This window comes from Mesorhizobium sp. B2-7-1 (assembly GCF_006440735.1).
GTDB lineage: Bacteria > Pseudomonadota > Alphaproteobacteria > Rhizobiales > Rhizobiaceae > Mesorhizobium.
The window spans coordinates 1-20,032 of sequence record NZ_VFUA01000114.1 but is presented as its reverse complement, the minus strand read 5'-3'; the positions used below and the strand labels follow the sequence as shown (position 1 = coordinate 20,032).

The window sequence follows — 20,032 nt, the reverse complement described above, 5'->3', positions numbered from 1 at the left end:
GCCCATTCCTCGCCGGGCTTGGCATGATGCTGCTTCGGGAAAGGCGGAACGGGATACCGGCGCGCGCCGGCCTGCATCGCGCCCTGCGGTTGCGGCTTCGCCTTGCGGCGATCGGTGGCGTCAACTTCACGCTGCACGTTTCGCTGGTGGGCGGCCGATTTGGATGTATCGGTTTTCGCAGCGGCTATTCTGGTCATACCTGTTCCTTCTCCGAGCGTCCTATGATTGCCTAAGCGGATTTCCTTTGCGGCTTGGCTGCGCCCTTGCGCGCGATGCCTTCCTTGGCCAAGCTTTTGCGAAGAATGGAGGCGAGGTCGACGACGTTTTCTTTCGGCCTCGTCGCGGCTTTGGGAGGCTTCTTACCCTTGCGTTTCGCGTCGATCATCGCGATCAACGCATCTTCGTAGGTATCTTCGAATTTCGATGGATCGAGTTTCGTGACCTTCTTGTCGATAAGCAGCCCCGCGATCTCCAGCAGGTCGTCGTCATATTTCGGGTTCGTCAGATCATCGAGAACGGTCTTTTCCGACGCCATCTCATTGTGCGTTCTGAGTTCCGTGAGCAACATGCCTTTGCCGAAAGGCTGTACCAGAACCTCCCGGCCGCGCTGGTAAAGCACCACGCAGGACCGCGCCGCGCCGCGCTTCTTCGCCATGGCCTCGCGCAACACCGAAAACACCTCCAGCGCCGCCCCGTCCGCCGGAATGACATAGTAGGGCTTTTCGAGATAACGAGTGTCGACGTCGTCGATCGCGACGAAGCTCTCGACCTCGAGCGTGTGGGCAGAGCTCAGCTTCAGCTTCTTGATCTCATCGGGCTCGATCTCGATGAAATCGCCCTTCTCCAGCTCATAACCCTTGGTCTGGTCGGCGGCGTCAACGACGTCGCCCGTTTCTTCGTCGACATAGGCGCTCTTCACGGGAAGTCCGTCTTGCCGGTTGAGGATCTTGAAATGGATCTTGCCGGCCTTGCTCGTAGCACCCACAAGCTTCACGCCGCACGAGACGGATCCCACTTTCAAGAAGCCTTTCCAAACCGCGCGTGGCGCCGCCATGGCCAATCCTTTCGGCAAATGCGAGCGTCCGCCAGCTTGCGCCAACGGACGTCTTTGTCAGGGACAAATCGAATAGCCGCCAATTTCCTCGGCAATCGAGGTGAGCGCCCGCGACAGGTGAAAGAGTTTCTTCTCTTCGTATGACCTCGCCCGCTCACGCAGCAACAAGATGCATCTGGCCCGCTCCGCCACTGCTATGCTGTCTTCGAGGTTCTCAGGCTTGGCCAGGGCCTCAATGGGAAGCATGATGCTCACGGCTAGCCCGCGTTTTGGCGGCCTTATTGGCTGAAGCCGAACGCTCTGCGGCCGACCGGTTCGCCGACGCCGAGCCACCCTTCTTACCACCCTTGTGCGCGGCGGGATGGCCGGTGTGCTTGCCACGACCCGAACCACCTTCTTTCTTGCCGCCGCCGTCGTCCTTGTTCACGGTCGCCCAAGCGCGCCGCTCGGCTTCCTTCTCGGAAACGCCGCGCTTTTCGTAGCCCTCGGCAATGTGATCGGCCTTTCGCTCCTGCTTGCCGGTGTATTTGGATTTGTCGCCACGTGGCATCAGAATCTCCTGTTGGTTTCCAGGCAGACTCGTCTAACCGGCGTGACGCTGAAGGGTTCCAAGGCGGGATAAAATCCGTGGAAGCTTGGCCTGTCGCCGGACAGCGAGGCTGCCCGGCCGGGGTTCGCCGGGCAGCCTCGCTTAAGGTGACGTCTCGGGAGGATGAACGTCACAGCTCGCCGAACCCCGGGTCAACTATAATGTTCCACCGGTTTGGCTGGGAATGTACCCCCGCACTCGATCGGAAGCATCACGAAATATTTCGCGGGGAACGCCTGCCATCTTTTGAGGTTGGAAGAGGCGCGGGACAGCATCCCAACAAACCACGGAGATATCCATGCCCAACCAAGGTGGAAGCCACGAAGACCATGCGAAGGCCGGCCAGCAGAGTCACAAGAGAACTGACGACAACAACCGCCAGCGTTCCGGCCAGCAGCAGGCGGACGAAAACCAGCGCGGCGGACAGCAGCGCGACGGCAATTTCGCCGACGATCGCGAGAAGGCATCCGAAGCCGGCCGCAAAGGCGGACAGTCCTGAATCTCGTATCGGCGGCGCCCAGGGGCGCCGGTCGGGTTTTCAACGGAAGGAGACAAGAAATGCCGAAGACCAACGGCAATGGGCTGGAAAGCCTGTTCATGGACGGCCTGAAAGACATTTACTACGCCGAGAAGAAAATCCTGAAGACCTTGCCGAAGCTTGCCAAGGCCGCGGAATCGGAGCAGCTCAGCGCCGCCTTCGAGAAGCACCTCGCGGAGACCGAAGGTCAGGTCGACCGGCTGGAGCAGATCTTCGAGCAACTCGGCAAGGCTGCCAGGGGCAAGACCTGCCCGGCCATCGACGGCATCCTTGAGGAAGGATCGGAAATCCTCGAGCAATACAAGGATTCGCCGGCGCTGGACGCGGGGCTTGTAGGCGCCGCGCAGGCGGTCGAGCACTATGAGATCGCGCGCTACAGCACGCTGATCGCCTGGGCGGAACAGCTGGGCATGAAGGATGCCCTGCCGCTGTTGCGTGAAACCCTTGAGCAGGAATCGGCGACTGACGAGGCGCTGAGCCAACTTGGCGAGGGCGAAGCCAACGAACGGGCTCTGCAAGCGGCTTGAGCACTTACCCGCGCCGCTCATCCGGGCGGCGCGGATTTTCTCAGCGATCGTCTTTCATCCGACTGCTGGGATCGCCAATGGCGGGGTCCCGTGGTCGGCTATATCTCCGCAGGCGGGGCAAGTCGTCCGCGAATTCGACCCACGGCAACTTCATCGACCAGAAAGCATGCACCGCCGGCTTGAAGCGCTCGGGATGATCCATGAATCCGATGGTCAGCCAATATTCATTGGCCAAACCTTCATCGACATAGCCGATCGAGGATCCACATTCCTCGCAGAAGCTTCTGACGACACCGGACGTCTTGCTGAAAGTTTTGGGCGCTTGACCGCCGAAGCGGATTTGCTCCTGCTTGTAGCCGATCCAGATAGTGAGCGGGCTGCCGAGCGCCTTCCTGCAATCATCGTCATGATCGTAGTTGACCCAAAACGGCTCTCCGTGGGCTTCCGCCATAACCTTCCCGCAGAAACACGATCCTTTCTCGATCCGGTCTCTCATGAAGCCTCCTCATGCCTTGCCCAGCCGCGAGCTCTTCTTACTTCCACCAATCGAGGATCTCCTCGACCGACCCCACCTCGACGTGATGCGAATAGCGCTCGTTGAACAGCTTTAGGATGTTTTCGTAGGCGACGTCGGACGTGCTGCAAATCGCGTCCTCTGCAAGCACGACGCGGAATCCCAGGTCGATCGCGCCCATGACGGTCGCGAGAACGCACATATCGGCTTCGCCGCCGCTGATGACGAGTGTGTCGATCTCCTCGGAAAGGAAGGCCCGGGCCAAATCTCCGCCGAACCAGGGCGAATACACTGGCTTATCGAAAGTCCTGGCGGGAGGGACGAACGAGTCCAACGGCGGCGCCAGTTCGATGATCCCATTGCCGGCTCTTTCCAAGGTCATCTCCTGCCAGCGGTGGAAATAGCTGCGCCACATACCGTGGCCATCGCCCGGTCTTCGGGCGGGGATGAAACGGGTGAACACCGTTCGGCTCGGGTCCTTTTCGACGAGACGGATCACCATCGGCAACGTCGCCGGCAACCAGCTCACGGCCCAAGGGCCGGGCGGCATGAACATCTTTTGCATGTCGACGCAGACATGCGCTGTTCTGTCGGAAAGGGGCCGCTCAACCGTCATGGTCAACTCGGCCGCCGACGGCGGAAAGCTTTCATGCCCTTGCGCAACGAAATGGCCGCCTTGCTGGCGCTCTGCCAGCCCTTCAGCTTTATCTTCTTGCCGGTGCCGAGGACCGATGAAAAGAAGAACTGCTCTATCTCGCGGCGCAGTTCGTCCGGGACATGGTCGGCGGCAACGGGTTCATCGGGCGCGTCCTCCTTATGCGGGCAGAAGATATAGCGGTCGTTTCGGATTTCGTTGCCATCGCGATCCTTCTGCTTGATGCGCAATGCGCCGAGCAATTCGCATTTGATCACGACGCCGGGCGCGGTCGCGGCCTGATGGATCACCATGCCATCCAGGGGATCGCCATCCTCACCCAAGGTCGATGGAATGAAGCCCCAGTCGAAGGGGTAAGTGTTCCCGACAGGCAGCGGTCGCGAGTATTGAAAAACGCCTTCTTTCGGTACGTAGGCGAGCTTAGCCGCCGAGCCCCTCGGCGTCTCGACCACCATCCGGAAAAAATCGCCCGACATTGTGGGAAGCTTCAGAAGATTGGTCATGGCGCATGTTCCGACCGATTGCCGGTATAGCACGCGCCAGCGCGAGAAAAGTTCCATCTTTTTCGGCAGCGCCAAGAAACCCGTTGCCGGCCGGCGCGTTCACTTTGCGCTACAGCGGAGTGCGCCCATGCCTGACTTTCTGCCTCTCACCGTCAAATTCCCCGGCAGCAGCCAGCCGACCGTTGTCTGCAATCTTGCCGAGGCTGCGGCCACGCTCGGCAAGCGGTGGCCGAACCGAGCATCCAACGATTATGTCAGGGCTGCGGACTTGCTGGGAAAGGCCATGGCTGGTGACTGCGCGCCCCGCGTTGCTTTCGAAGCCTACCGGATAGCGGCGGGACAGCAGCGCCTGCTGATGGACACCAGTCGGAGCGCCGCCCTGCAGGTGCTCGATTCCCTCGCCGGGGAATCGATGGTGGTTTCGCCGGACCCCGATGCGGGCGCACTGAAATGACAGACACAAGCGCTTCGGTGGAGCGTGACCAGAGCAGCAAAGTTGCCAAAGGCCCGTTTCAACGTTTCCTTCGTACGATCGGACCCGGCTTCATCACCGGCGCTTCCGATGACGACCCGTCGGGAATAGGGACCTACAGCCAGGCCGGCGCAGCTCGGGTTCAATATCGGCTGGACGATGCTTTTTAAATCGCTGGTCGGATCGGGCGCACAACGGGTAGAGGCATCTCCGGAAATCTCTATCGCCATTATCCGCGGGTGCTGCTCTATTCTGTCGTGGTCCTGCTTTTCGTCGCCAATGTCATCAACATCGGCGCCGATCTGAGCGCGATGGCGGATGCGCTGAAGCTTCTCGTTGGAGGGCCCAGCTCGCTCTATGTGCTGGCCTTTGCGATGATCAGCGTGGCGGCGATCGTTTTTCTGAAGTACAGCCGCTACGTCAAAATCCTCAAATGGACTACTCTCAGCCTATTCGCCTATGTCGCTGCCATGTTTGCGGCCAAGGTACCGTGGATTGAGGCGGCCAAAGGGTTGCTGATCCCGCATGTCGAATGGAACGGCACTTTCTTCACCACGTTGCTTGCAATCCTGGGAACGACCATCTCTCCCTATCTTTTCTTCTGGCAGGCCTCGCAGGAGGTGGAAGAGGAAAAGCAGGACCCGGCTGCGCAGCCCTTGAAATGGGCTCCGTGGCAAGCGTCGCAAGCCTTTCAACGCATTCGCGCCGAACGCTGGTCGGAATGGCGCTCTCCAACCTTATCGCGATCGCCATTATCTTCACGACGGCCGCCACGCTGCACAGGGCAGGTGTGATGGATATCTCGTCGTCCACGGATGCTGCAAAGGCGCTGGAGCCTGTAGCCGGCAAATTTGCCTTCGTGATCTTCTCGGCAGGGATCATCGGAACCGGCCTGTTGGCCGTTCCGGTGCTCGCGGGGTCGGCTGCCTTCGGTGTGGGAGAAGCGCTGCAGTGGAAAGTCGGGCTCGCACGCAAGCCCAAGGAGGCCGTGGCGTTTTACGGCACGCTTGCGGCGGCCACGGTGCTGGGAACCGGAATCATGTTCACCCCGATCGACCCTATCAATGCCCTCTACTGGAGTGACATCATCAACGGGATCTGTTCCGGTCATGGTCGTGATGATGCTGATGGCGGCGCGCGCCGACATCACGGGCGAGTTCCTTGTCCAAGGCTGGCTGCGCTCGTTAGGCTGGATCTCGACGGTGGCCATGGGCCTTTTGCGTGGCAGGCCTAGTTGCCCAATGGGTGGCATAGGTCACAGCTTGGTCCCCAGTTCTCGAGCCCAAAGACGAAGCTTTCTGCAGGCCTCGATGAAGGTGTCGATCGTATCAGCGCCGCCAAGCTCGATCATGCCCTCATCGGGTTCAATGCCAGCCTTAGCAAACAGTGGCGTCGCTCCCGACGTGAAAGCGATGTATTTGCAATGGGCGAAGGCATCGGCGACGAAATCGCGAGCCGCTGCTTCCGCCGTCAGGTGCTGTGCCGCTTCTTCGGTGAGCAGCAGCGCCACCGCGTCGAACAGGACGGACGGCCCGCCGTCGATCATGTGCTTGGCCTCGATCCAGCTGCCGTCGGCGGCCTCCACACCGCCGACCTTTGGCGCGATGACCTCCATGACCGCGCCTTCGGTCTCGATGCCAGATTGCAGTTTCTTGAGAAGCTTGGGATCTACCCCGTTGGCCACGAGCACTCCGACCTTCCGGCCGGCGAAGCTGTCGGGTCCATTCTCGATGATGCTGAGGGCCGGGGATAGCTCAAGGTCGTCGCGCGGCCGCACCGCGGCATCGGCCGGCTTGGGCAGGTCTTTCATCCCCAACTTGTCGGCGACGGTTTCGGCAAGTCCGTTGTCGATGTTCAGCAAATGCGACACCATCCGCTCACGGATGATCGGCATTTCAACCTTGCTCAGCTCAAAGGTCAGGGCCATCGCGATATGGCGTTGCTCCGGCTCGGTCTGACTGTTGAAGAATTGCCTCGCCTGGCTGTAGTGGTCGGCAAAACTCTCAGCCCGTATGCGCTGCTTCTGGCCACTCTCGGCGTCGGCGAAAGAGCGGAAACCGCGGTCCGGCGACTCTCTCGGGCCTTCGCCCCACGAATTCGGCTGATAGTTCGCGCGACCGGTGGGATTGCGCATTGCCATATGTCCGTCCTGTTGGAAATGGTGGAACGGGCACTTCGGCGCGTTGATCGGAAGGTGCGTGAAGTTGGCGCTGCCAAGCCGTTTCAGTTGGGTATCGAGATAGGAGAAGTTGCGACCTTGCAGCAGAGGGTCGTTTGAGAAGTCGACGCCGGGTGGCACGTTCTGCGTCATAAACGCTACCTGTTCCGTCTCGGCGAAAAAGTTGTCGGGCATCCGGTCGAGGACCAGTCGCCCAACCGGCATCGGCTCGATGATCTCCTCGGGAATGATCTTGGTCGGATCCAGTATGTCGAAATCGAAGCTGTCGGCGAACTCCTGGTCGAAGAGCTGGACGCGCAACTCCCACTCCGGGAAGTTGCCCGCCTGGATGGACTGCCATAGATCGCGGCGGTGGAAGTCGGGATCGGCGCCGTTGATCTTGACTGCCTCGTTCCAGACGACCGATTGAAGTCCGAGCTTCGGCTTCCAGTGAAACTTGACGAATGTGGATTCGTCCTTGGCATTGACGAACCGGAAGGTGTGAACGCCGAAACCTTCCATGAACCGGAAGGAGCGGGGGATCGCCCGATCCGACATCACCCACATGATCATGTGCATGGATTCCGGCGTCAGGCTGATGAAGTCCCAGAAATTGTCATGCGCCGATTGCGCCTGCGGGAAGGCCCGGTCCGGTTCTTCCTTGACCGCATGGACCATGTCCGGGAACTTTATCGCATCCTGGATGAAGAACACCGGGATGTTGTTGCCGACGATGTCCCAGTTTCCTTCCTTGGTGTAGAGCTTCACCGCGAAGCCGCGGACATCTCGGGCGAGATCGAACGAGCCTTTGCTGCCGGCGACGGTCGAAAAGCGGACGAAGGCCGGCGTCTTCTCGCCGGCGCGTTGGAAGATGTCGGCGCGCGTGTACTTCGCCAACGGCTCGTAAGTCTCAAAGAAGCCGTGGGCGCCATAGCCGCGAGCGTGCACCACGCGCTCCGGAATACGCTCATGGTCGAAATGGAAAATCTTCTCCCGGAAATGAAAGTCCTCGAGCACGGTGGGCCCACGATCGCCGATCTTCAGCGAGTTCTGATCGTCCGATACAGGTCCGCCTTGCGCCGTCGTCAACAGCGGCGTGTCGCCCTCGGCTATCTGGTGCAATTCGCCGCCATTGCCGCGGCCAAGTTTCTGATCGTGAACGACAGCTTTGCTGTTCGAGCTGCGCGAGGGCTTTGCCATATGGGATGCTCCTGATCTGATGCAAATCCCGCTCCGCACGCGGCGGCCGGGGTTATTTTGATTGGGCGCATTGATATGCGACGCGGCTGCGTTCCCTCTCAACGTCGTCATCGGGAGCATCGCTGGCGTCTAACAAGCGCCTGCGGTGTTTGTTCCGGAAGCTCCGGCTGGTCGTTCATTTTCATTGGCGTGAAATGTTGGAGCGTATTTAAAAGGCATGCCGGTTCGCCGAAAAATCGCTGAAACTGCCAAGCTGATTGGTGAGTGGCCGCTGACGCCATCCGCGACGGTGGGATCGTCGGTGAGGGCGAGGGGTATCTTCCTCGACACGAGAGAGATCGGTAGCGATAGAGGCTTTGATCGAGATTTGGTGATGCCCAGGTACAGATCTGAAATGTCTCTCGACGGGCCTTGACGCTGAAAATCGGATTTCACATATATTTTTTCGGGTCGCTCCGACTTGAGGCGACCATACTTCAACCGTCTGAAATCGTTCAAGGAATTGGAGGTTAAGATGAGCGATAGGACATTCGACAGCCCCGTATTCGTGAGAGTCGCAGAAGGGCTCGTTCAAGAAATAGCGTGTCTTGAGGACGCATTCGACTTGCTCGACGAATGGCCTCGACACCGGCGCGGCGTGATCTATGAAACAGCGAAGCGGGCATGCCAGCGGGCCTTCGACGGATACATTCCATCGACCGTTGCACGCGACGCATTCGCCGGGTTCGCGCGATCGGCAAAAATTATTGAGGATGTCTCCACAACGGTGCCTTGGATGGTCGGCGCTAAACCTGGCCACGCCGGCGGGTCACCCGCATGACTGGTAGGAAGGAGGAAAACGATGCTTTCCCAACCTTTCGAAAGCCCGTCCGCGTATGGGTCGGACTTGGCTTCCCTCGTCAATTGAATTCCGTGGTGGATGCCTACCAGTTCGTCATCGACTGGTGTGGGAATAGCCCGGAACAGAAAGCTGCGATCCGCGCCTGCAAAGCTGCGTTGGCGGGTGAGATCGACGCCGAGACTGCGCGAGGCATCTTCGTTCAGTTCGCCAGGAGGAAGGACATCCTGGTCGAGCAATCCCCAAGAAACTGCGTAGCGGGTTTCCGCCCGAGCGGTGCGGCGATTCTGTGAAACGCTGAACCGCTCCAGGGCCGAATGGACAGCCTCCTGGAATGTTCATAGCCACTCTGTGTCTTACGAGCGGCGATCCCGAAAACGGTTCCATGCATGCGTGCGGTTGGCGATTTGCACCGCGATCGGATGAAACGGAATCGGCTTCATGTTGGTGACCGGCAGCGACATCTGCTCGTCGGTGCGGCGGCCCGCCGCCCAGCGGCCGATCTCCTGGCCGAGCGACATCGAAAGCGCTACGCCGCGGCCCGAATATACGCCGCCGAACACAAGCCCCGGAGCCAACCGGTAGAGGCGAGGTCTGCGGTCGGGCACCACCGCGAAGGTGCCGTGCCAGTACTCCACTATCTCGGGCTCGCCGCCGAAGGCTTGGAATGCCTTGCCGAGCATATGCGAGACCTTGGCGCGGCCGCGGTCGGCCTCATTCAACCAGAACGTATGCGTGCCGCCGCTGACCAGCCGGTTGTCGCGGTCGTAATGGAAGTAACGAAGGTCCTGGCGCATGTCGGACACGGCCGGGTTGCCGACAAGAATTCCGGCGCGCAATTCATCGGACAACGGAGCGGTCGCAGCCTGGAAGACCTTGAAGGGCACCAGCGTCTTCTTCAGGCCCGGCCAGATGTCGCCGGTCAGCGCGTTGGTCGCGAGGATCACCTGGGGCGCGCTGACGCTTCCCGATCCGGTGAAGACGCGCCAGCCGCCTCGCAGGCGTTCGATCCTAGTCGCACGGGAGTTCTCATGGATGGTCACGCCTTCGCGTTCCAGGGCGGCGGCGAGACCGATTGTCATGGCGAACGGATTGATGTGGCCCGAATTGTGGACCTTCCAACCGCCGAGATAGGGGCTGCCGATGCGAGCGCTGACCTCTGCGCGATCAAGCCAGGAGACATCCGCGCCGAAGGCTTTCCACTCGTCGTGGAACTGACGGGCGCGGGCGAGGGTAGCCTCGGTGTGGGCGGGCTGGATCCAGCCTTCCTGTACCTGATGGGCATCGATATTGAAGCGCTGCATCAGACCGAAGGCGACGCCTGCGGCGTCCGCCACCATGCGGTTGTAGCGCGTGCCGACGGTCTTGCCGTAGACAGCCTCGAATTCCGAAGGCGATGCCTTCGAATGATGCGAGATGACAAGGCCGTTGTTGCGGCCGGAGGCGGCCGATCCGATCTCGTTGCCTTCGAGCAGGACGACGTCGACCCCGCTGTCGCGCGCGCCAAGCGCCGCGGCCATGCCGGTGAAACCGCCGCCGACAACCAGCACGTCGGCCTTCGCGTCGCCTCCGAGCGCAGGCGCCGTCTGTCGTGAAATGGCGGTCTTGCGCCACAGATGCGGCGTCTTCCAGTCGACCTCAAACATGAAGGACAGTCCCGGTGACGCCGCCAAGGTAATGCTCGCTCAGCGCGGAGTGCTCGGCTATCTCCTGTGCCGGCCCGTGAAGCTTCACCTTGCCAGTGTTCAGAAGATAGGCGTAGTCGCCGCATTCCAGCGCGAGCTGGACGTTTTGCTCGACGAGCAGGATAGAGATGCCGTTGCGCGACAGGTCCAGGATGATGCGGAATATCTGGTGGACGATCTTGGGGGCGAGGCCAAGGGACGGCTCGTCGAGCATCAGCAGCTTCGGTTCGGCCATCAGTGCGCGGCCGATTGCCAGCATCTGCTGCTGTCCGCCCGACATCCGGCTCGCTATGCTGTTGCGGCGCTCCTTGAGCACCGGGAAGAGATCGAACGCCTCGGCGCGCAGCGCCTCAAAGCTCTTACCCGCTCGGCGGATGTGAGCGGCGACAAGATTCTCCTCGACCGTCAGCCGCTGGAAGATCTGGCGGCCTTCCGGGCAATGGGTGATGCCGAGGCGCACGACCTGCTCTGGACGCATACCGGTGATGTCGCGCCCCTCGAAGGTAATCGAGCCAGCGCTCGGCCGTGCGACGCCGGAGATGGAGTTGAGCAACGTCGTCTTGCCCGCGCCGTTCGGACCAAGCACGACGACGATCTCGTTTGGATCGACCTCGATATCGATGTTTTCAAGAACGCCGACGCGCCCGTATCCCGAGCTGAGCCCGGCGATCCTGAGCAGCGGCCCGGATTTCGTCGATGTCATTGGCGGTTCCCAGATAGGCGAGTTGGACGTCGGGGCTCGCCTGGACCTCGGCGGGCGTGCCCTGGAAGAGCAGCTTGCCGTGATGCATGACGATGATGTTGTCGCAAAGCTTCATGACCAGATCCATGTCGTGCTCCACGACGATCGTGATCCGGTCGGGTACGCGCTGGGCGGCCAGCCTTGCGGTCAGTTCCGCCGTCTCGTGGTGGTTGAGACCAGCGGCTGGCTCGTCGAGCAGCAGCACACGCGGTTCGCACACCAGGGCGCGGGCGATTTCCAGCATGCGCTGGCGGCCGTAGGGAAGGCTTCCGGCATCGGTCTCCGCATAGCCTTGCAGGTCGAAGAAACGCAGAATGTCCATGCATTTCTCGCGTCGCTTTTCACGTCTGGCCGATGCATAGGGCGGCCACACCACTTCCTTCCAAGTGCCGCCGACATCGGCCGGATAGAAGCATACTTCCAGATTCTCGAGCACCGTCATCTGGTCGAAGAGGCGGATGTTTTGGTAGGTGCGGGCCACTCTGGAATTCGCGATCTGGTATTTCTTGAGCGTGTCTAGGCGCTTGCCGTCGAGGGCGATCGATCCCGAGGAGACACTGTAGGAGCCGGCGGTCATGTTGATGAGCGTCGACTTGCCCGCGCCGTTCGGTCCGATCAAGCCGTGGATGAGCCCGGGGGCGAAGGAGGTCGTCACGTCGTCGATGGCGACCACCTGCCCATATTGCTTTCGCAGCTTGTCGAAGACCAGGGTCATTTGCCGAAAAGCCTCCGGATGAGCTTGTCCGGCCCGAAGCTGCGCGGGACGATGCCGGCCGGGCGCACGATGATCAGGAAGATCATCAACAGGCCGAGGAAGAGGATGCGCCATTCGGCGAATTCACGCAGCACCTCCGGCAATAGCATCAGGATCGCTGCGCCCGCCACGATGCCCAGAATGTTGCCGATGCCGCCGATCACGATCATCAGCACGATCAGAACCGATTCCTGGAGCGTGAAGCTCTCCGGGCTGACGAAGCGCTGGGAGGCGGCGAAGATCGCTCCCGCGATCGAGCCGATCGTCGCGGACGTGGCGAAGGCGGCAAGCTTGGCGTTGGTCGTGTTTATGCCTATGCCGCGTGCGGCGTCCTGATCCTCGCGGATGGCGGCCCAGGCCTTGCCGAGGATGGAACGCTCCAGACGCCAGACCAGCACGCCGGCCACGAGCACGGTGATGAGCAGCAGCCAGAAGAAATCGATCGGGCGGGCAACTTGAATGCCAAGGATCGAGGCCTTGTCGAGGCGCGCTATCCCCTTGGGGCCGCCCGTGAGCCAGTCGAGATTGTTGATGATGATGCGGATGATCTCGCCGAAGCCGAGCGTGACGATGGCGAGATAGTCGCCGCGCAATCGGAGCACCGGTATGCCGAGCAGTATGCCGGTGGCCGCGCCGAGGCAGGCTGCGACCGGGAGTATCGCCAGGAAAGGCCAATGCAGGTCGAGTTGCGGGCTGGCAAGCAGCGCGTAGCTGTAAGCGCCAACCGCGTAGAAGGCGACGAAGCCCAGATCGAGCAGGCCGGTGTAGCCGATCACGATGTTGAGCCCGATGCCGAGCAGAATGTAGATCAGCAGGCTGTTGATGACGCGGACATAGTAGTTGGGCAGGAAGGGGCTCGCCGCGATGAGCGCGATCGCGATAGCAAAAACGAGGAACGAAATGGCCCGGCCCGAATGCGGCTTGGCTGCGGTCAGGGTTTCGGCGACGGACATCAGAACTCCCTCTTGTACACGATGCTTTCCTCGGACACGGCTTCGCCCAGTATGCCGGCGGGGCGGATCAGAAGCACGAGTATGAGGATCGCGAAGGAGAGCACGTCGCGGTATTCGGTGCCGAGCATGCCATGCGTGATCACGGGCAGCAGCGCCGTTCCGCCGACCTCGACGAAAGCGAGGATGAAGGCGCCCAACATGGCGCCGGGAATCGAGCCGATGCCGCCGAGGATCGCGGCGGTGAAGGCCTTCAGGCCGATGACGGCGCCCATCGTCGGCGTCATGATGCCGTAGTAGCTGGCATAGAGGATACCGCCCGCCGCGCCCAGCAGCGGCCCGACGAAGAACACCATCGAGATCGCGCCGTTGACGTTTATGCCCAGGAGCTGAGCTGTCGGTCGGCTTTCCGACACGGCCCGGACGATGATGCCGATACGGCTGCGGTTGACGAGGAATTGCAGGCCGAACATCAGTGCGAAGGCCGCGATCAGGATGCCGATCTGCATGGAGGTGATGGTGCCGCCAAGCACCTGGTATCGGACGACTGGAAAGAAGCTCGGAAAGGCGACGGGCTGTGGGCCGGCAAGGATCTGGATGCCGGTGACCAGCGAGAGCGATACGCCGAGCGAGGAGAGCATCGGCGCGAGTCGGGTGGAATTCCTCAAGGGCTTGTAGGCAACCCTCTCGATGCCGACACCGATGACACCCACCAGGAAGATGGCGATGACGAAGGCCGCGGCGAGCGCAATGGCGCCGGCGGCGCCCACGGTGCCGATCAACATGCTGAGCACAAGGAAAGCCACGTAGGCGCCGAGCATGAACATTTCGCCATGGGCGAAATTGATCATGCGCAGCACACCGTAGACCATCGTGTAACCCAGAGCGATCAGCGCGTAGATGGAGCCGATCGTCAGGGCATTGACTGTTTGTTGGATGAGGCTTCCCAGCATGGGCCGGCATCCTATGCAATAGGTTCCGCGCGGCTGGCGCAGCCGGGGAAAGGAACAATCGGCACGGCCGCGCTTCCGTGGAGCGCGGCCGCAAACAAGCAAGAAGACCGCCGCCGAGGCAAGCGACTCCGGCGCATGCCTATTTCTGGCCGGCCAGTTTGAAGTCCGAGCCCTCGACCTTGTAAAGATACGACGGGGCCACCTTGAGTTCGCCGGTGTCGTCGAACTCCAGTTCGCCCACCGCGGTCTTGACCTTGACCGCATGGAGCGCGGTGTTCATGTCCTCGCGCGTAAGGCCCTTGGTCGTCTTGAGCACCTGCTCGAGGATTTGGCCCTGCACATAGCCGTAGATCGAATATGGCCCGGCATCCTCGCCATACTTGGCCTTATAGAGCTTGGCGAAATCCGCGATCTCGGGGGAAGCGTCCATCGGCGGGACCTGGATGGCGACAAGCGTGCCCTGGACATTGGCCTCGCCGGCCTGCTTGATAAGGTCCGGGGTATAGCCGCCGTCCGGGACCATCAGCGCCGCGGTTATACCCTGTTCGTGCATCTGCTTGGCGAACAGCGCAAGCTGCGGCATCACGGCGCCAAGATAGATCGCGTCCGGCTTTTTGGTCTTGATCTGGGCCAGCACGGCGGTGAAGTCGACGTCGGTCGGTGCAACCGCCAGGGTATCAAGGACCTTGCCGCCGCCCGCTTCGAAGTTCTTGGCGAATATCTCGGAAATCCCCTGTCCGAAGACCTGCTTGTCGTTGACGATGACGGCGGTCTTCGCGCCGAGCTTGCCTAAGGCGTATTCAGCCGGCAACAGCGCGCCGGCCAGGTCGTTGGCGACGGGGCGCACCATGAACTTGTAGCCCTGTTTGGTCAGCGACGGGTTCGAGCCGAAGGTCATGGTGGGCAGCGAGCAGTCCTCGTAGATCGGCAGCGTCGACTGGGCAACGCCGGAATTGAAATTCACAAGACCGAGCACGACCTTGTCGTTGTCGCAGAACTTCTGGGCGACGAGCGTTCCCTCGCGCGGGTCGGCTTTGTCGTCCTGCTGGTCGTAGGCAATGGTGACGCCGTTGACGCCGCCATTCGCGTTCAGTTTGTCGACGTAGAGCTTGAAGCCGTTGTGCCAGGTATTGCCGAAATACGCCTGTGGGCCAGAAAGCGGCGCGGCCATGCCGATGGTTATCTGCTCCGCCATGGCGGGTGCCGCGAAGAGTGAGGCGCCGAGAAGGAGCGCGGCGGTAAGTTTTCTCATGAAGGTTCCCCTTATCTGCTGTCACGTGAGGGCGGCCGTTCCGGTCTTCTCCCCTCTTTGCCAGCGCATCGAAGCAGACAAAGGAGTGGCAGTCAAGAAAGTGTCGACACTATTGCGTTCAATCTTGTGGTCAGATACCGATTAGGCATCGCGGACCTTTCGGCGACGCTTCAAATCGGCGGCATTGTCGGGCGCAAAAACCTTGAGCAGCGCGTCCTTGAGCGCCTGCTGTGTGGCGGAGACGGTCATTTCGATATGTTCGCGCAACAGTTTCATGCCTTCCTCGGCATCTCGTTTGACGGCGGCGGCGACGATCCCGGAGTGGAAGGTGACTTGCGCCTTGTCGTGCGAAGGGTGCTCGATCTGGATACGGCGGATGAAGCGGATGCGCGCATTGATGGAGGCGAGCTGCGCGACAAGTTCGGGATTTCCCGAGAGCTCGGCGATGAGCAGATGGAAGCCTTCGTCCTCAGCCAGAATGATATCGGCCGGCTGGTCTCGGTAGCCGTCGACGATCGCCTCCCAATATTCCCGCAGCCGATCGATTTCGCGGTCTTCGGCGCGCTCGCACATCAGCTTGAAAGCGGCGCATTCAATGATGGAGCGCAGCTCATAGAGATCGAGCAGGCCTTCGGTGCTGAGGCTCCTTACGAAGAAGCCGCGATTGGGTGTGAGCGAAACAAAGCCTTCGGAGGCGAGCCGGTTCAACGCCTCGCGGATTGGCGTGCGCGAGACACCCAGGCTGCGCGAAAGCTGGACCTCATTGATGCGCTCGCCGGGCTTGAGCGTGAACTCCACGAGATGCTTGCGGATCGTGAGATAGGCACGTTCGCTGCTGTCGGCGCTGCGTCGCGTTTCGGCCTCGTTCATGGCGGGCTGATCGCTGCCGGCGTCGCCCTCAACTCGTTCGGTCATGAAAGTTCCAATCGGATTTGTCTGCAGATTGTGTCGACACTTTGCGGCTCACACTTCTTTCGCAAGTTCATACGAATGGCAAGCGGCGCTTCGGGGGGAAGGAAATGATCATTGGCATTCTTGGCGTCGGGCATCTGGCCACTTCCATGCTGACCGGGTTTCTGCGGTCCGGGTTGGATCCAGCGGCAATCATCCTGTCTCCACGCGGTAAGGCCGCGGCCCTTGCGCTCCAGCACGGCTTTCGGCTCGCCGCCGACAATCGCGAACTCGTTGAGTTTTCCGATGTCGTCCTGCTCGCTGTGCGGCCCATCCATGCGCCGGAGGCAGTCAGCGGCTTGCCGTGGCGAAAGGGGCAGACCGTGATATCGGTTTGCGCCGGCGTGCCGCTGGCCGGTCTGGATGTCGCGCCGGCGCGCATCGTTCGCGCCATGCCGCTCACTGCTTCCGAGATCGAGGCCAGTCCGACGGTCTACTATCCCGACGTGGAGCAGGCGAGGGCGGTGCTGGACCGGTTAGGCCCCCCGATAGCACTCTCCAGCGAGAGGGATTTCGAGGTCGCGACGGTCAGTGCCGCGGTCTACGGCTGGGCACAGGACCTCATCCGCAGGACGGCGGAATGGTCGAGTGCCCAAGGCCTCGATCCCACGGCGGCTCGCCGGCTAGCGGCAGGGACCTTCGTGGCGGCTGGGCGACTGATCGCCGAAAAGGGAGACCCGATGGAGCGGATGCTGCAGGAATTGGTGACGCCGGGTGGGATCACCGAACGGGGACTGCAGGTTCTCTCGGCGCGCGAGGTGCCGATGGCCTGGGAGGAGGCCTGCATGGCGGTTCTCGCGAAGCTGACCGGCGGGCCTGCCGATACATAGAAGCGGCTATGCGAGGCTAGTCATCGTAGCGGCGGCGGTGGGTATTTCTGGCCCCCGGCCGCCTGTTCGCTTGGCGCGATGGTCAATTCCGCGATGTCGACATGGTCAGGCATCCGCAGCGCTGAAACAAGCGCGGCGGCAATGTCGGCCGGGCGCAATGGCCGCTGCTCGCAATACATGCGCTTGCGCAGGTCTTCGCGGTCTCCGTCAAAGGCCTTGAGGTAGAAATCCGTCTCGACGCGTCCAGGTGCGATTTCGGTCAGCCTCACGCCGGTGCCTGCAAGATCGAAGCGCAGGATGCGGCCCGCTTGCGACAGGCCGGCCTTTGCCGCGCCATAGGCTGTCGTACCGGCAAAGATACCGCTGGCCGCCGTGCTGGTCAGGGTGAAGATGTGGCCGCGCTTGCGCGCGATCATACCGGGTAGGAGAAGGCGGATGAGTTGCAGCGGCGCGGTGAGATTCAGTTCCACCACCTCCGCCGTCTCTTCGGCGCTTTGTTCATGCAAGGGGCGCACCGTCGCCAAGCCGCCGGCATTGTTGACCAGCACGTCGATTTCGGCGGTGCCCAGCGCGGACATGATTGCTTCGCCATCGCGAACGTCGGTTGCAATGGGCTTGATCTGCGGCCCAAGCCGCTCCCGCAAGGCAAGCAGCGCGTCGTTGCTGCGCGCCAGCGCATAAACCGTCAGCCCTTCCGCCACGAGACTCTCAACGATCGCCGCGCCGATGCCTTTGGAGGCTCCGGTGACGAGAGCGGTGCGATAGTCCATGCGCGTCCTCCCAAGCTGCTATGATCAAAGCGCGCCGTGTTCGGCGACCGTCCTCAGGATGCCAACCAGCCCGGCGTCCCGCGCTGCCCTGAGTTCCTCGGGGCCGCGGCCATGCGTGGCAGCGCCCGTCGACGCCGAAACCGCCCGGATCGTGTCGGCGTCGAGCCTGGCCTCGAGCAGCGTATCCCAGATGGCCTGATAGGTGGGACCGTATTTGCGCAGGAAGTCCTCGATGCCGTCGGCATTGAGGCTGTTGGAAATGAATGAGCCCTGCAACGTCCATTTCGGTCCTGGTCCGTACATGAATGCCCGATCGATGTCCTCGACCGACGCGACGCCGTCGCGCACCAAGGCTATGGCTTCGCGCCACATCGCGCCCATCAGGCGCAGGGCGATATGGCCCGTCACTTCCCTGTTGAGCGTGACCGGCTTCTTGCCGACGTCTTCGTAGACGGCGCGCGCCCGCGCGATTGCCTGCGGATCGGTCGCCCTGCCGCCGACGATCTCGACGAGCGGCATCAGATGCGCCGGGTTGAACGGATGACCAAGCACGATGCGGCCAGGCACTCGGCACTCGGCCTGGATGTCGGAGACGAGCAGCGCGGAGGAGGAAGAGGCGACGATGACCTCGTCGCCGATATGGTCTTCGATCTCGGCAAGCAGCCGCCGTTTGAGCGACAGGTCTTCCGGACCGTTCTCCTGCACGAAGTCGACGCCTTCGAGCGTCTCGGCCATCGTCGGGAAAAGCCTGATTGCCCCCGTCGCGGGCGCGGGGCCCTTCAAGCCGTCCAGGTCTGCCGCAAGCGCCGGGAGGACTTCGTTGAGGACTGTCTCTCGCCGCTCCGCCGGATCATATACGCGCACGTCGTGACCAGCATGGGCAAAGCAAGCCGCCCAGCGCTGCCCGATGACGCCGAACCCGACGACGCCGATGGTCAGTTTGTCCATTTCAGACCCTTCCTCCATCGAGCGCGGCACGGAATGCCTCGTTGAGGTCGTTCCATGGGATGAGCAGGTCGAGCCAGGCGCCGATACGGCCGGCGACGAGGATCGCCTCATTGATAAGCGGGTCGAAAGGCACTTGCTCCTCCATCGCCCTCTCGAGACGAAACAGCAGCGACGGCGTCTCCTCGAGATGGCAGAAGTCTCGCAGCCGCGTAGCCGCCTTGTTCAGCGCAAGCGCCGCCGTCTGGCGCAGCACCGCCTCGTCGACGCTTGCCCGCTCGGAGCGGATCCACCAGAGCAGTTCGTGCAGGACGCGCGCCTCCGCCTCAGCCGTGAAGACCGGTCCGGCGGGATGCATGATGGCCCGCGAAGCGGTGATACGGGCTATGTCGTCGGGCATGCGGTCCCAGATCACCTTGCGTCCGGCCACGATGTCGTGTGCAAGCGTCGATGCCGGCGGCGCCTCCCCAGTCCCTCCGTCGGCCAGCGCCAAGGTCCCGTCGATGACGCGGCGTCCCTGTTCCCGCTTGAGCACCGCGGCGAGCTCCGCGATGCCCTCGACCGGCGCATCGAGATGGCCGAGCACGGTGATCTCCGCCGTCTCGGCCTGGAGCGGTGCGAAGGTGATTTCCAGGAACTGCCGCACCGGCCAGTAGATGAAGGCCCCCGCCTTGGCGTCGAGCACATGGGTCGCGCCCTCCACGTCCTCGACGAAGGGGGCGTGCCAGTAGATATGGCTGCCGGCGATCTTGGGCGTGTGCAACTGCAAACGCAGGGGCAGGGCGGCCAGCAGCGAGCGGCGGGTGCGCAGAGCGTCGCCGTTCAGTTGGATAGGCCAGACCTTGCCCTCGGCCGAGAAAACGAGCTGCATGTCACTTGCCGGGGTTGAAGAACGAAACCGGCTTCAGGATCTGGTTGTGCATGTCGAGGAGATAGTCCGTCTCGATCACCTTGCGCCGATAGGCTTGCCATTCCGGGTCTGCTTCCATGCGGTCGCGACGCTCCTCACGGTCGGCAAGGCTCTCGTATTTCCACAAGTGCACGGTCCGGGAGAGATCGCCGATGTGGGTTTGGAAGAAGCCGAAAGGCTCTCCCAGATAATGCCGCTGCATGGGCAGGCCGACATCCTCGTAGAGCTTGAGGAAATGGGAC

At 61.8% G+C, this 20,032-nt stretch carries 25 protein-coding genes and 1 pseudogene; 8 read left to right on the top strand and 18 right to left on the bottom strand.

The features are described from left to right. The coding region (locus tag FJ471_RS34965) for a hypothetical protein (protein WP_181179814.1) at positions 1–233 on the top strand (233 nt) is incomplete at its 5' end. Here the strand turns inward: FJ471_RS34965 and FJ471_RS29085 are convergent. Genes FJ471_RS29085 through FJ471_RS29075 form a run of 3 tightly spaced genes read right to left on the bottom strand, consistent with a single transcriptional unit; the run spans position 230 to position 1,604 of the window. Beyond that, a complete protein-coding gene (locus tag FJ471_RS29085) occupies positions 230–1,054 on the bottom strand; it encodes a Ku protein (protein ID WP_140808416.1) in 825 nt (274 codons plus the stop codon). The two genes, FJ471_RS34965 and FJ471_RS29085, sit on opposite strands and share 4 nt — an antisense overlap. A gap of 57 nt (positions 1,055–1,111) precedes the next feature. Further along, the gene (locus tag FJ471_RS29080; RefSeq protein WP_140808414.1) at positions 1,112–1,309 is read right to left on the bottom strand and encodes a hypothetical protein; all 198 of its coding nucleotides are present in this window, start codon (positions 1,307–1,309) and stop codon (positions 1,112–1,114) included. Further along, the gene (locus FJ471_RS29075; protein ID WP_140808412.1) at positions 1,287–1,604 is read right to left on the bottom strand and encodes a plasmid stabilization protein; all 318 of its coding nucleotides are present in this window, start codon (positions 1,602–1,604) and stop codon (positions 1,287–1,289) included. Before FJ471_RS29075 ends, FJ471_RS29080 begins: the two co-directional genes overlap by 23 nt. A gap of 337 nt (positions 1,605–1,941) precedes the next feature. Here FJ471_RS29075 and FJ471_RS29070 point away from each other — a divergent pair, with 337 nt between their 5' ends. Next, positions 1,942–2,142, top strand: coding sequence for a KGG domain-containing protein (locus FJ471_RS29070; protein WP_140808410.1), 201 nt, complete (start codon positions 1,942–1,944; stop codon positions 2,140–2,142). Between the two features lie 59 nt (positions 2,143–2,201). After that, entirely contained in the window at positions 2,202–2,708 is a 507-nt protein-coding gene (locus tag FJ471_RS29065; protein WP_140808408.1) for a ferritin-like domain-containing protein, read from the top strand. Between the two features lie 40 nt (positions 2,709–2,748). On the opposite strand, the gene FJ471_RS29060 is transcribed toward FJ471_RS29065, so the two are convergent. The 3 genes from FJ471_RS29060 to FJ471_RS29050 are packed head-to-tail and all read right to left on the bottom strand — an operon-like array spanning position 2,749 to position 4,380. Next, positions 2,749–3,204 (bottom strand): GFA family protein, encoded by a 456-nt coding sequence (locus FJ471_RS29060; protein ID WP_140808406.1) that lies wholly within the window; start codon positions 3,202–3,204, stop codon positions 2,749–2,751. Between the two features lie 37 nt (positions 3,205–3,241). Further along, a complete protein-coding gene (locus FJ471_RS29055; RefSeq protein WP_140808431.1) occupies positions 3,242–3,838 on the bottom strand; it encodes an isochorismatase family cysteine hydrolase in 597 nt (198 codons plus the stop codon). 2 nt (positions 3,839–3,840) lie between these two features. Next, on the bottom strand, positions 3,841–4,380 hold the full coding sequence (locus FJ471_RS29050; protein WP_140808404.1) for an inorganic diphosphatase: 540 nt from the start codon (positions 4,378–4,380) through the stop codon (positions 3,841–3,843). Positions 4,381–4,507: 127 nt separating this feature from the next. On the opposite strand from FJ471_RS29050, the gene FJ471_RS29045 reads away from it, so the two are divergent. Both FJ471_RS29045 and FJ471_RS29040 read left to right on the top strand, forming a co-directional pair. Next, positions 4,508–4,834: a DUF982 domain-containing protein gene (locus FJ471_RS29045; protein ID WP_181179812.1), complete on the top strand. Its 327-nt coding sequence runs from the start codon at positions 4,508–4,510 to the stop codon at positions 4,832–4,834. After that, a pseudogene (locus FJ471_RS29040) lies at positions 4,831–6,066 on the top strand (divalent metal cation transporter); the annotation flags it as partial. The gene FJ471_RS29045 and the pseudogene FJ471_RS29040, both read left to right, overlap by 4 nt. A gap of 41 nt (positions 6,067–6,107) precedes the next feature. Here FJ471_RS29040 and FJ471_RS29035 read toward each other — a convergent pair. Continuing rightward, positions 6,108–8,210, bottom strand: a complete 2,103-nt coding sequence (locus tag FJ471_RS29035; RefSeq protein WP_140808423.1) for a catalase — start codon at positions 8,208–8,210, stop codon at positions 6,108–6,110. Between the two features lie 514 nt (positions 8,211–8,724). Between FJ471_RS29035 and FJ471_RS29030 the strand changes: the two genes are divergently transcribed. Continuing rightward, positions 8,725–9,030, top strand: a complete 306-nt coding sequence (locus FJ471_RS29030) for a DUF982 domain-containing protein (RefSeq protein ID WP_140808400.1) — start codon at positions 8,725–8,727, stop codon at positions 9,028–9,030. After that, positions 9,027–9,341, top strand: coding sequence for a DUF982 domain-containing protein (locus FJ471_RS29025; RefSeq protein WP_140808395.1), 315 nt, complete (start codon positions 9,027–9,029; stop codon positions 9,339–9,341). The genes FJ471_RS29030 and FJ471_RS29025 overlap by 4 nt, the downstream gene beginning before the upstream one ends. A gap of 63 nt (positions 9,342–9,404) precedes the next feature. On the opposite strand, the gene FJ471_RS29020 is transcribed toward FJ471_RS29025, so the two are convergent. From FJ471_RS29020 to FJ471_RS28990, 7 genes are all read right to left on the bottom strand, one after another. Then, entirely contained in the window at positions 9,405–10,694 is a 1,290-nt protein-coding gene (locus tag FJ471_RS29020; RefSeq protein WP_140808393.1) for an FAD-dependent oxidoreductase, read from the bottom strand. Beyond that, a complete protein-coding gene (locus tag FJ471_RS29015) occupies positions 10,687–11,436 on the bottom strand; it encodes an ABC transporter ATP-binding protein (RefSeq protein ID WP_140808391.1) in 750 nt (249 codons plus the stop codon). The genes FJ471_RS29020 and FJ471_RS29015 overlap by 8 nt, the downstream gene beginning before the upstream one ends. Then, entirely contained in the window at positions 11,360–12,190 is an 831-nt protein-coding gene (locus FJ471_RS29010; protein ID WP_140808389.1) for an ABC transporter ATP-binding protein, read from the bottom strand. The genes FJ471_RS29015 and FJ471_RS29010 overlap by 77 nt, the downstream gene beginning before the upstream one ends. Continuing rightward, positions 12,187–13,182 (bottom strand): branched-chain amino acid ABC transporter permease, encoded by a 996-nt coding sequence (locus tag FJ471_RS29005; protein ID WP_140808387.1) that lies wholly within the window; start codon positions 13,180–13,182, stop codon positions 12,187–12,189. The genes FJ471_RS29010 and FJ471_RS29005 overlap by 4 nt, the downstream gene beginning before the upstream one ends. After that, positions 13,182–14,132 (bottom strand): branched-chain amino acid ABC transporter permease, encoded by a 951-nt coding sequence (locus FJ471_RS29000; protein WP_224667227.1) that lies wholly within the window; start codon positions 14,130–14,132, stop codon positions 13,182–13,184. Before FJ471_RS29000 ends, FJ471_RS29005 begins: the two co-directional genes overlap by 1 nt. Positions 14,133–14,271: 139 nt before the next feature. Next, positions 14,272–15,384 (bottom strand): branched-chain amino acid ABC transporter substrate-binding protein, encoded by a 1,113-nt coding sequence (locus FJ471_RS28995; protein ID WP_140808385.1) that lies wholly within the window; start codon positions 15,382–15,384, stop codon positions 14,272–14,274. 141 nt (positions 15,385–15,525) lie between these two features. Beyond that, positions 15,526–16,299 carry a GntR family transcriptional regulator gene (locus FJ471_RS28990; RefSeq protein ID WP_140808383.1) on the bottom strand — a complete coding sequence of 258 codons (774 nt, stop codon included), beginning with the start codon at positions 16,297–16,299 and terminating at the stop codon, positions 15,526–15,528. A 104-nt stretch (positions 16,300–16,403) separates the two neighbouring features. Here FJ471_RS28990 and FJ471_RS28985 point away from each other — a divergent pair, with 104 nt between their 5' ends. Then, the gene (locus FJ471_RS28985; protein WP_140808381.1) at positions 16,404–17,165 is read left to right on the top strand and encodes an NAD(P)-binding domain-containing protein; all 762 of its coding nucleotides are present in this window, start codon (positions 16,404–16,406) and stop codon (positions 17,163–17,165) included. A 20-nt stretch (positions 17,166–17,185) separates the two neighbouring features. On the opposite strand, the gene FJ471_RS28980 is transcribed toward FJ471_RS28985, so the two are convergent. The 4 genes from FJ471_RS28980 to FJ471_RS28965 form a co-directional block, all read right to left on the bottom strand. Continuing rightward, positions 17,186–17,935 carry an SDR family oxidoreductase gene (locus FJ471_RS28980; protein ID WP_140808379.1) on the bottom strand — a complete coding sequence of 250 codons (750 nt, stop codon included), beginning with the start codon at positions 17,933–17,935 and terminating at the stop codon, positions 17,186–17,188. A 24-nt stretch (positions 17,936–17,959) separates the two neighbouring features. After that, entirely contained in the window at positions 17,960–18,883 is a 924-nt protein-coding gene (locus FJ471_RS28975) for a 3-hydroxyacyl-CoA dehydrogenase NAD-binding domain-containing protein (protein WP_181179810.1), read from the bottom strand. A gap of 1 nt (position 18,884) precedes the next feature. Continuing rightward, positions 18,885–19,751 carry a hypothetical protein gene (locus tag FJ471_RS28970; RefSeq protein WP_140808374.1) on the bottom strand — a complete coding sequence of 289 codons (867 nt, stop codon included), beginning with the start codon at positions 19,749–19,751 and terminating at the stop codon, positions 18,885–18,887. Position 19,752: 1 nt separating this feature from the next. Next, positions 19,753–20,032 (bottom strand): NIPSNAP family protein (locus FJ471_RS28965; protein WP_140808372.1); only part of this gene is annotated, 280 nt, incomplete at its 5' end.

Coding starts and splice junctions, on each gene's coding strand:
- FJ471_RS29085 (WP_140808416.1), bottom strand. CDS start 1,054: ATGGCGGCGCCACGCGCGGTTTGGAAAGGCTTCTTGAAAGTGGGATCC.
- FJ471_RS29075 (WP_140808412.1), bottom strand. CDS start 1,604: ATGCCACGTGGCGACAAATCCAAATACACCGGCAAGCAGGAGCGAAAG.
- FJ471_RS29070 (WP_140808410.1), top strand. CDS start 1,942: ATGCCCAACCAAGGTGGAAGCCACGAAGACCATGCGAAGGCCGGCCAG.
- FJ471_RS29065 (WP_140808408.1), top strand. CDS start 2,202: ATGCCGAAGACCAACGGCAATGGGCTGGAAAGCCTGTTCATGGACGGC.
- FJ471_RS29060 (WP_140808406.1), bottom strand. CDS start 3,204: ATGAGAGACCGGATCGAGAAAGGATCGTGTTTCTGCGGGAAGGTTATG.
- FJ471_RS29055 (WP_140808431.1), bottom strand. CDS start 3,838: ATGACGGTTGAGCGGCCCCTTTCCGACAGAACAGCGCATGTCTGCGTC.
- FJ471_RS29050 (WP_140808404.1), bottom strand. CDS start 4,380: ATGACCAATCTTCTGAAGCTTCCCACAATGTCGGGCGATTTTTTCCGG.
- FJ471_RS29045 (WP_181179812.1), top strand. CDS start 4,508: ATGCCTGACTTTCTGCCTCTCACCGTCAAATTCCCCGGCAGCAGCCAG.
- FJ471_RS29035 (WP_140808423.1), bottom strand. CDS start 8,210: ATGGCAAAGCCCTCGCGCAGCTCGAACAGCAAAGCTGTCGTTCACGAT.
- FJ471_RS29030 (WP_140808400.1), top strand. CDS start 8,725: ATGAGCGATAGGACATTCGACAGCCCCGTATTCGTGAGAGTCGCAGAA.
- FJ471_RS29025 (WP_140808395.1), top strand. CDS start 9,027: ATGACTGGTAGGAAGGAGGAAAACGATGCTTTCCCAACCTTTCGAAAG.
- FJ471_RS29020 (WP_140808393.1), bottom strand. CDS start 10,694: ATGTTTGAGGTCGACTGGAAGACGCCGCATCTGTGGCGCAAGACCGCC.
- FJ471_RS29015 (WP_140808391.1), bottom strand. CDS start 11,436: ATGACATCGACGAAATCCGGGCCGCTGCTCAGGATCGCCGGGCTCAGC.
- FJ471_RS29010 (WP_140808389.1), bottom strand. CDS start 12,190: ATGACCCTGGTCTTCGACAAGCTGCGAAAGCAATATGGGCAGGTGGTC.
- FJ471_RS29005 (WP_140808387.1), bottom strand. CDS start 13,182: ATGTCCGTCGCCGAAACCCTGACCGCAGCCAAGCCGCATTCGGGCCGG.
- FJ471_RS29000 (WP_224667227.1), bottom strand. CDS start 14,132: ATGCTGGGAAGCCTCATCCAACAAACAGTCAATGCCCTGACGATCGGC.
- FJ471_RS28995 (WP_140808385.1), bottom strand. CDS start 15,384: ATGAGAAAACTTACCGCCGCGCTCCTTCTCGGCGCCTCACTCTTCGCG.
- FJ471_RS28990 (WP_140808383.1), bottom strand. CDS start 16,299: ATGACCGAACGAGTTGAGGGCGACGCCGGCAGCGATCAGCCCGCCATG.
- FJ471_RS28985 (WP_140808381.1), top strand. CDS start 16,404: ATGATCATTGGCATTCTTGGCGTCGGGCATCTGGCCACTTCCATGCTG.
- FJ471_RS28980 (WP_140808379.1), bottom strand. CDS start 17,935: ATGGACTATCGCACCGCTCTCGTCACCGGAGCCTCCAAAGGCATCGGC.
- FJ471_RS28975 (WP_181179810.1), bottom strand. CDS start 18,883: ATGGACAAACTGACCATCGGCGTCGTCGGGTTCGGCGTCATCGGGCAG.
- FJ471_RS28970 (WP_140808374.1), bottom strand. CDS start 19,751: ATGCAGCTCGTTTTCTCGGCCGAGGGCAAGGTCTGGCCTATCCAACTG.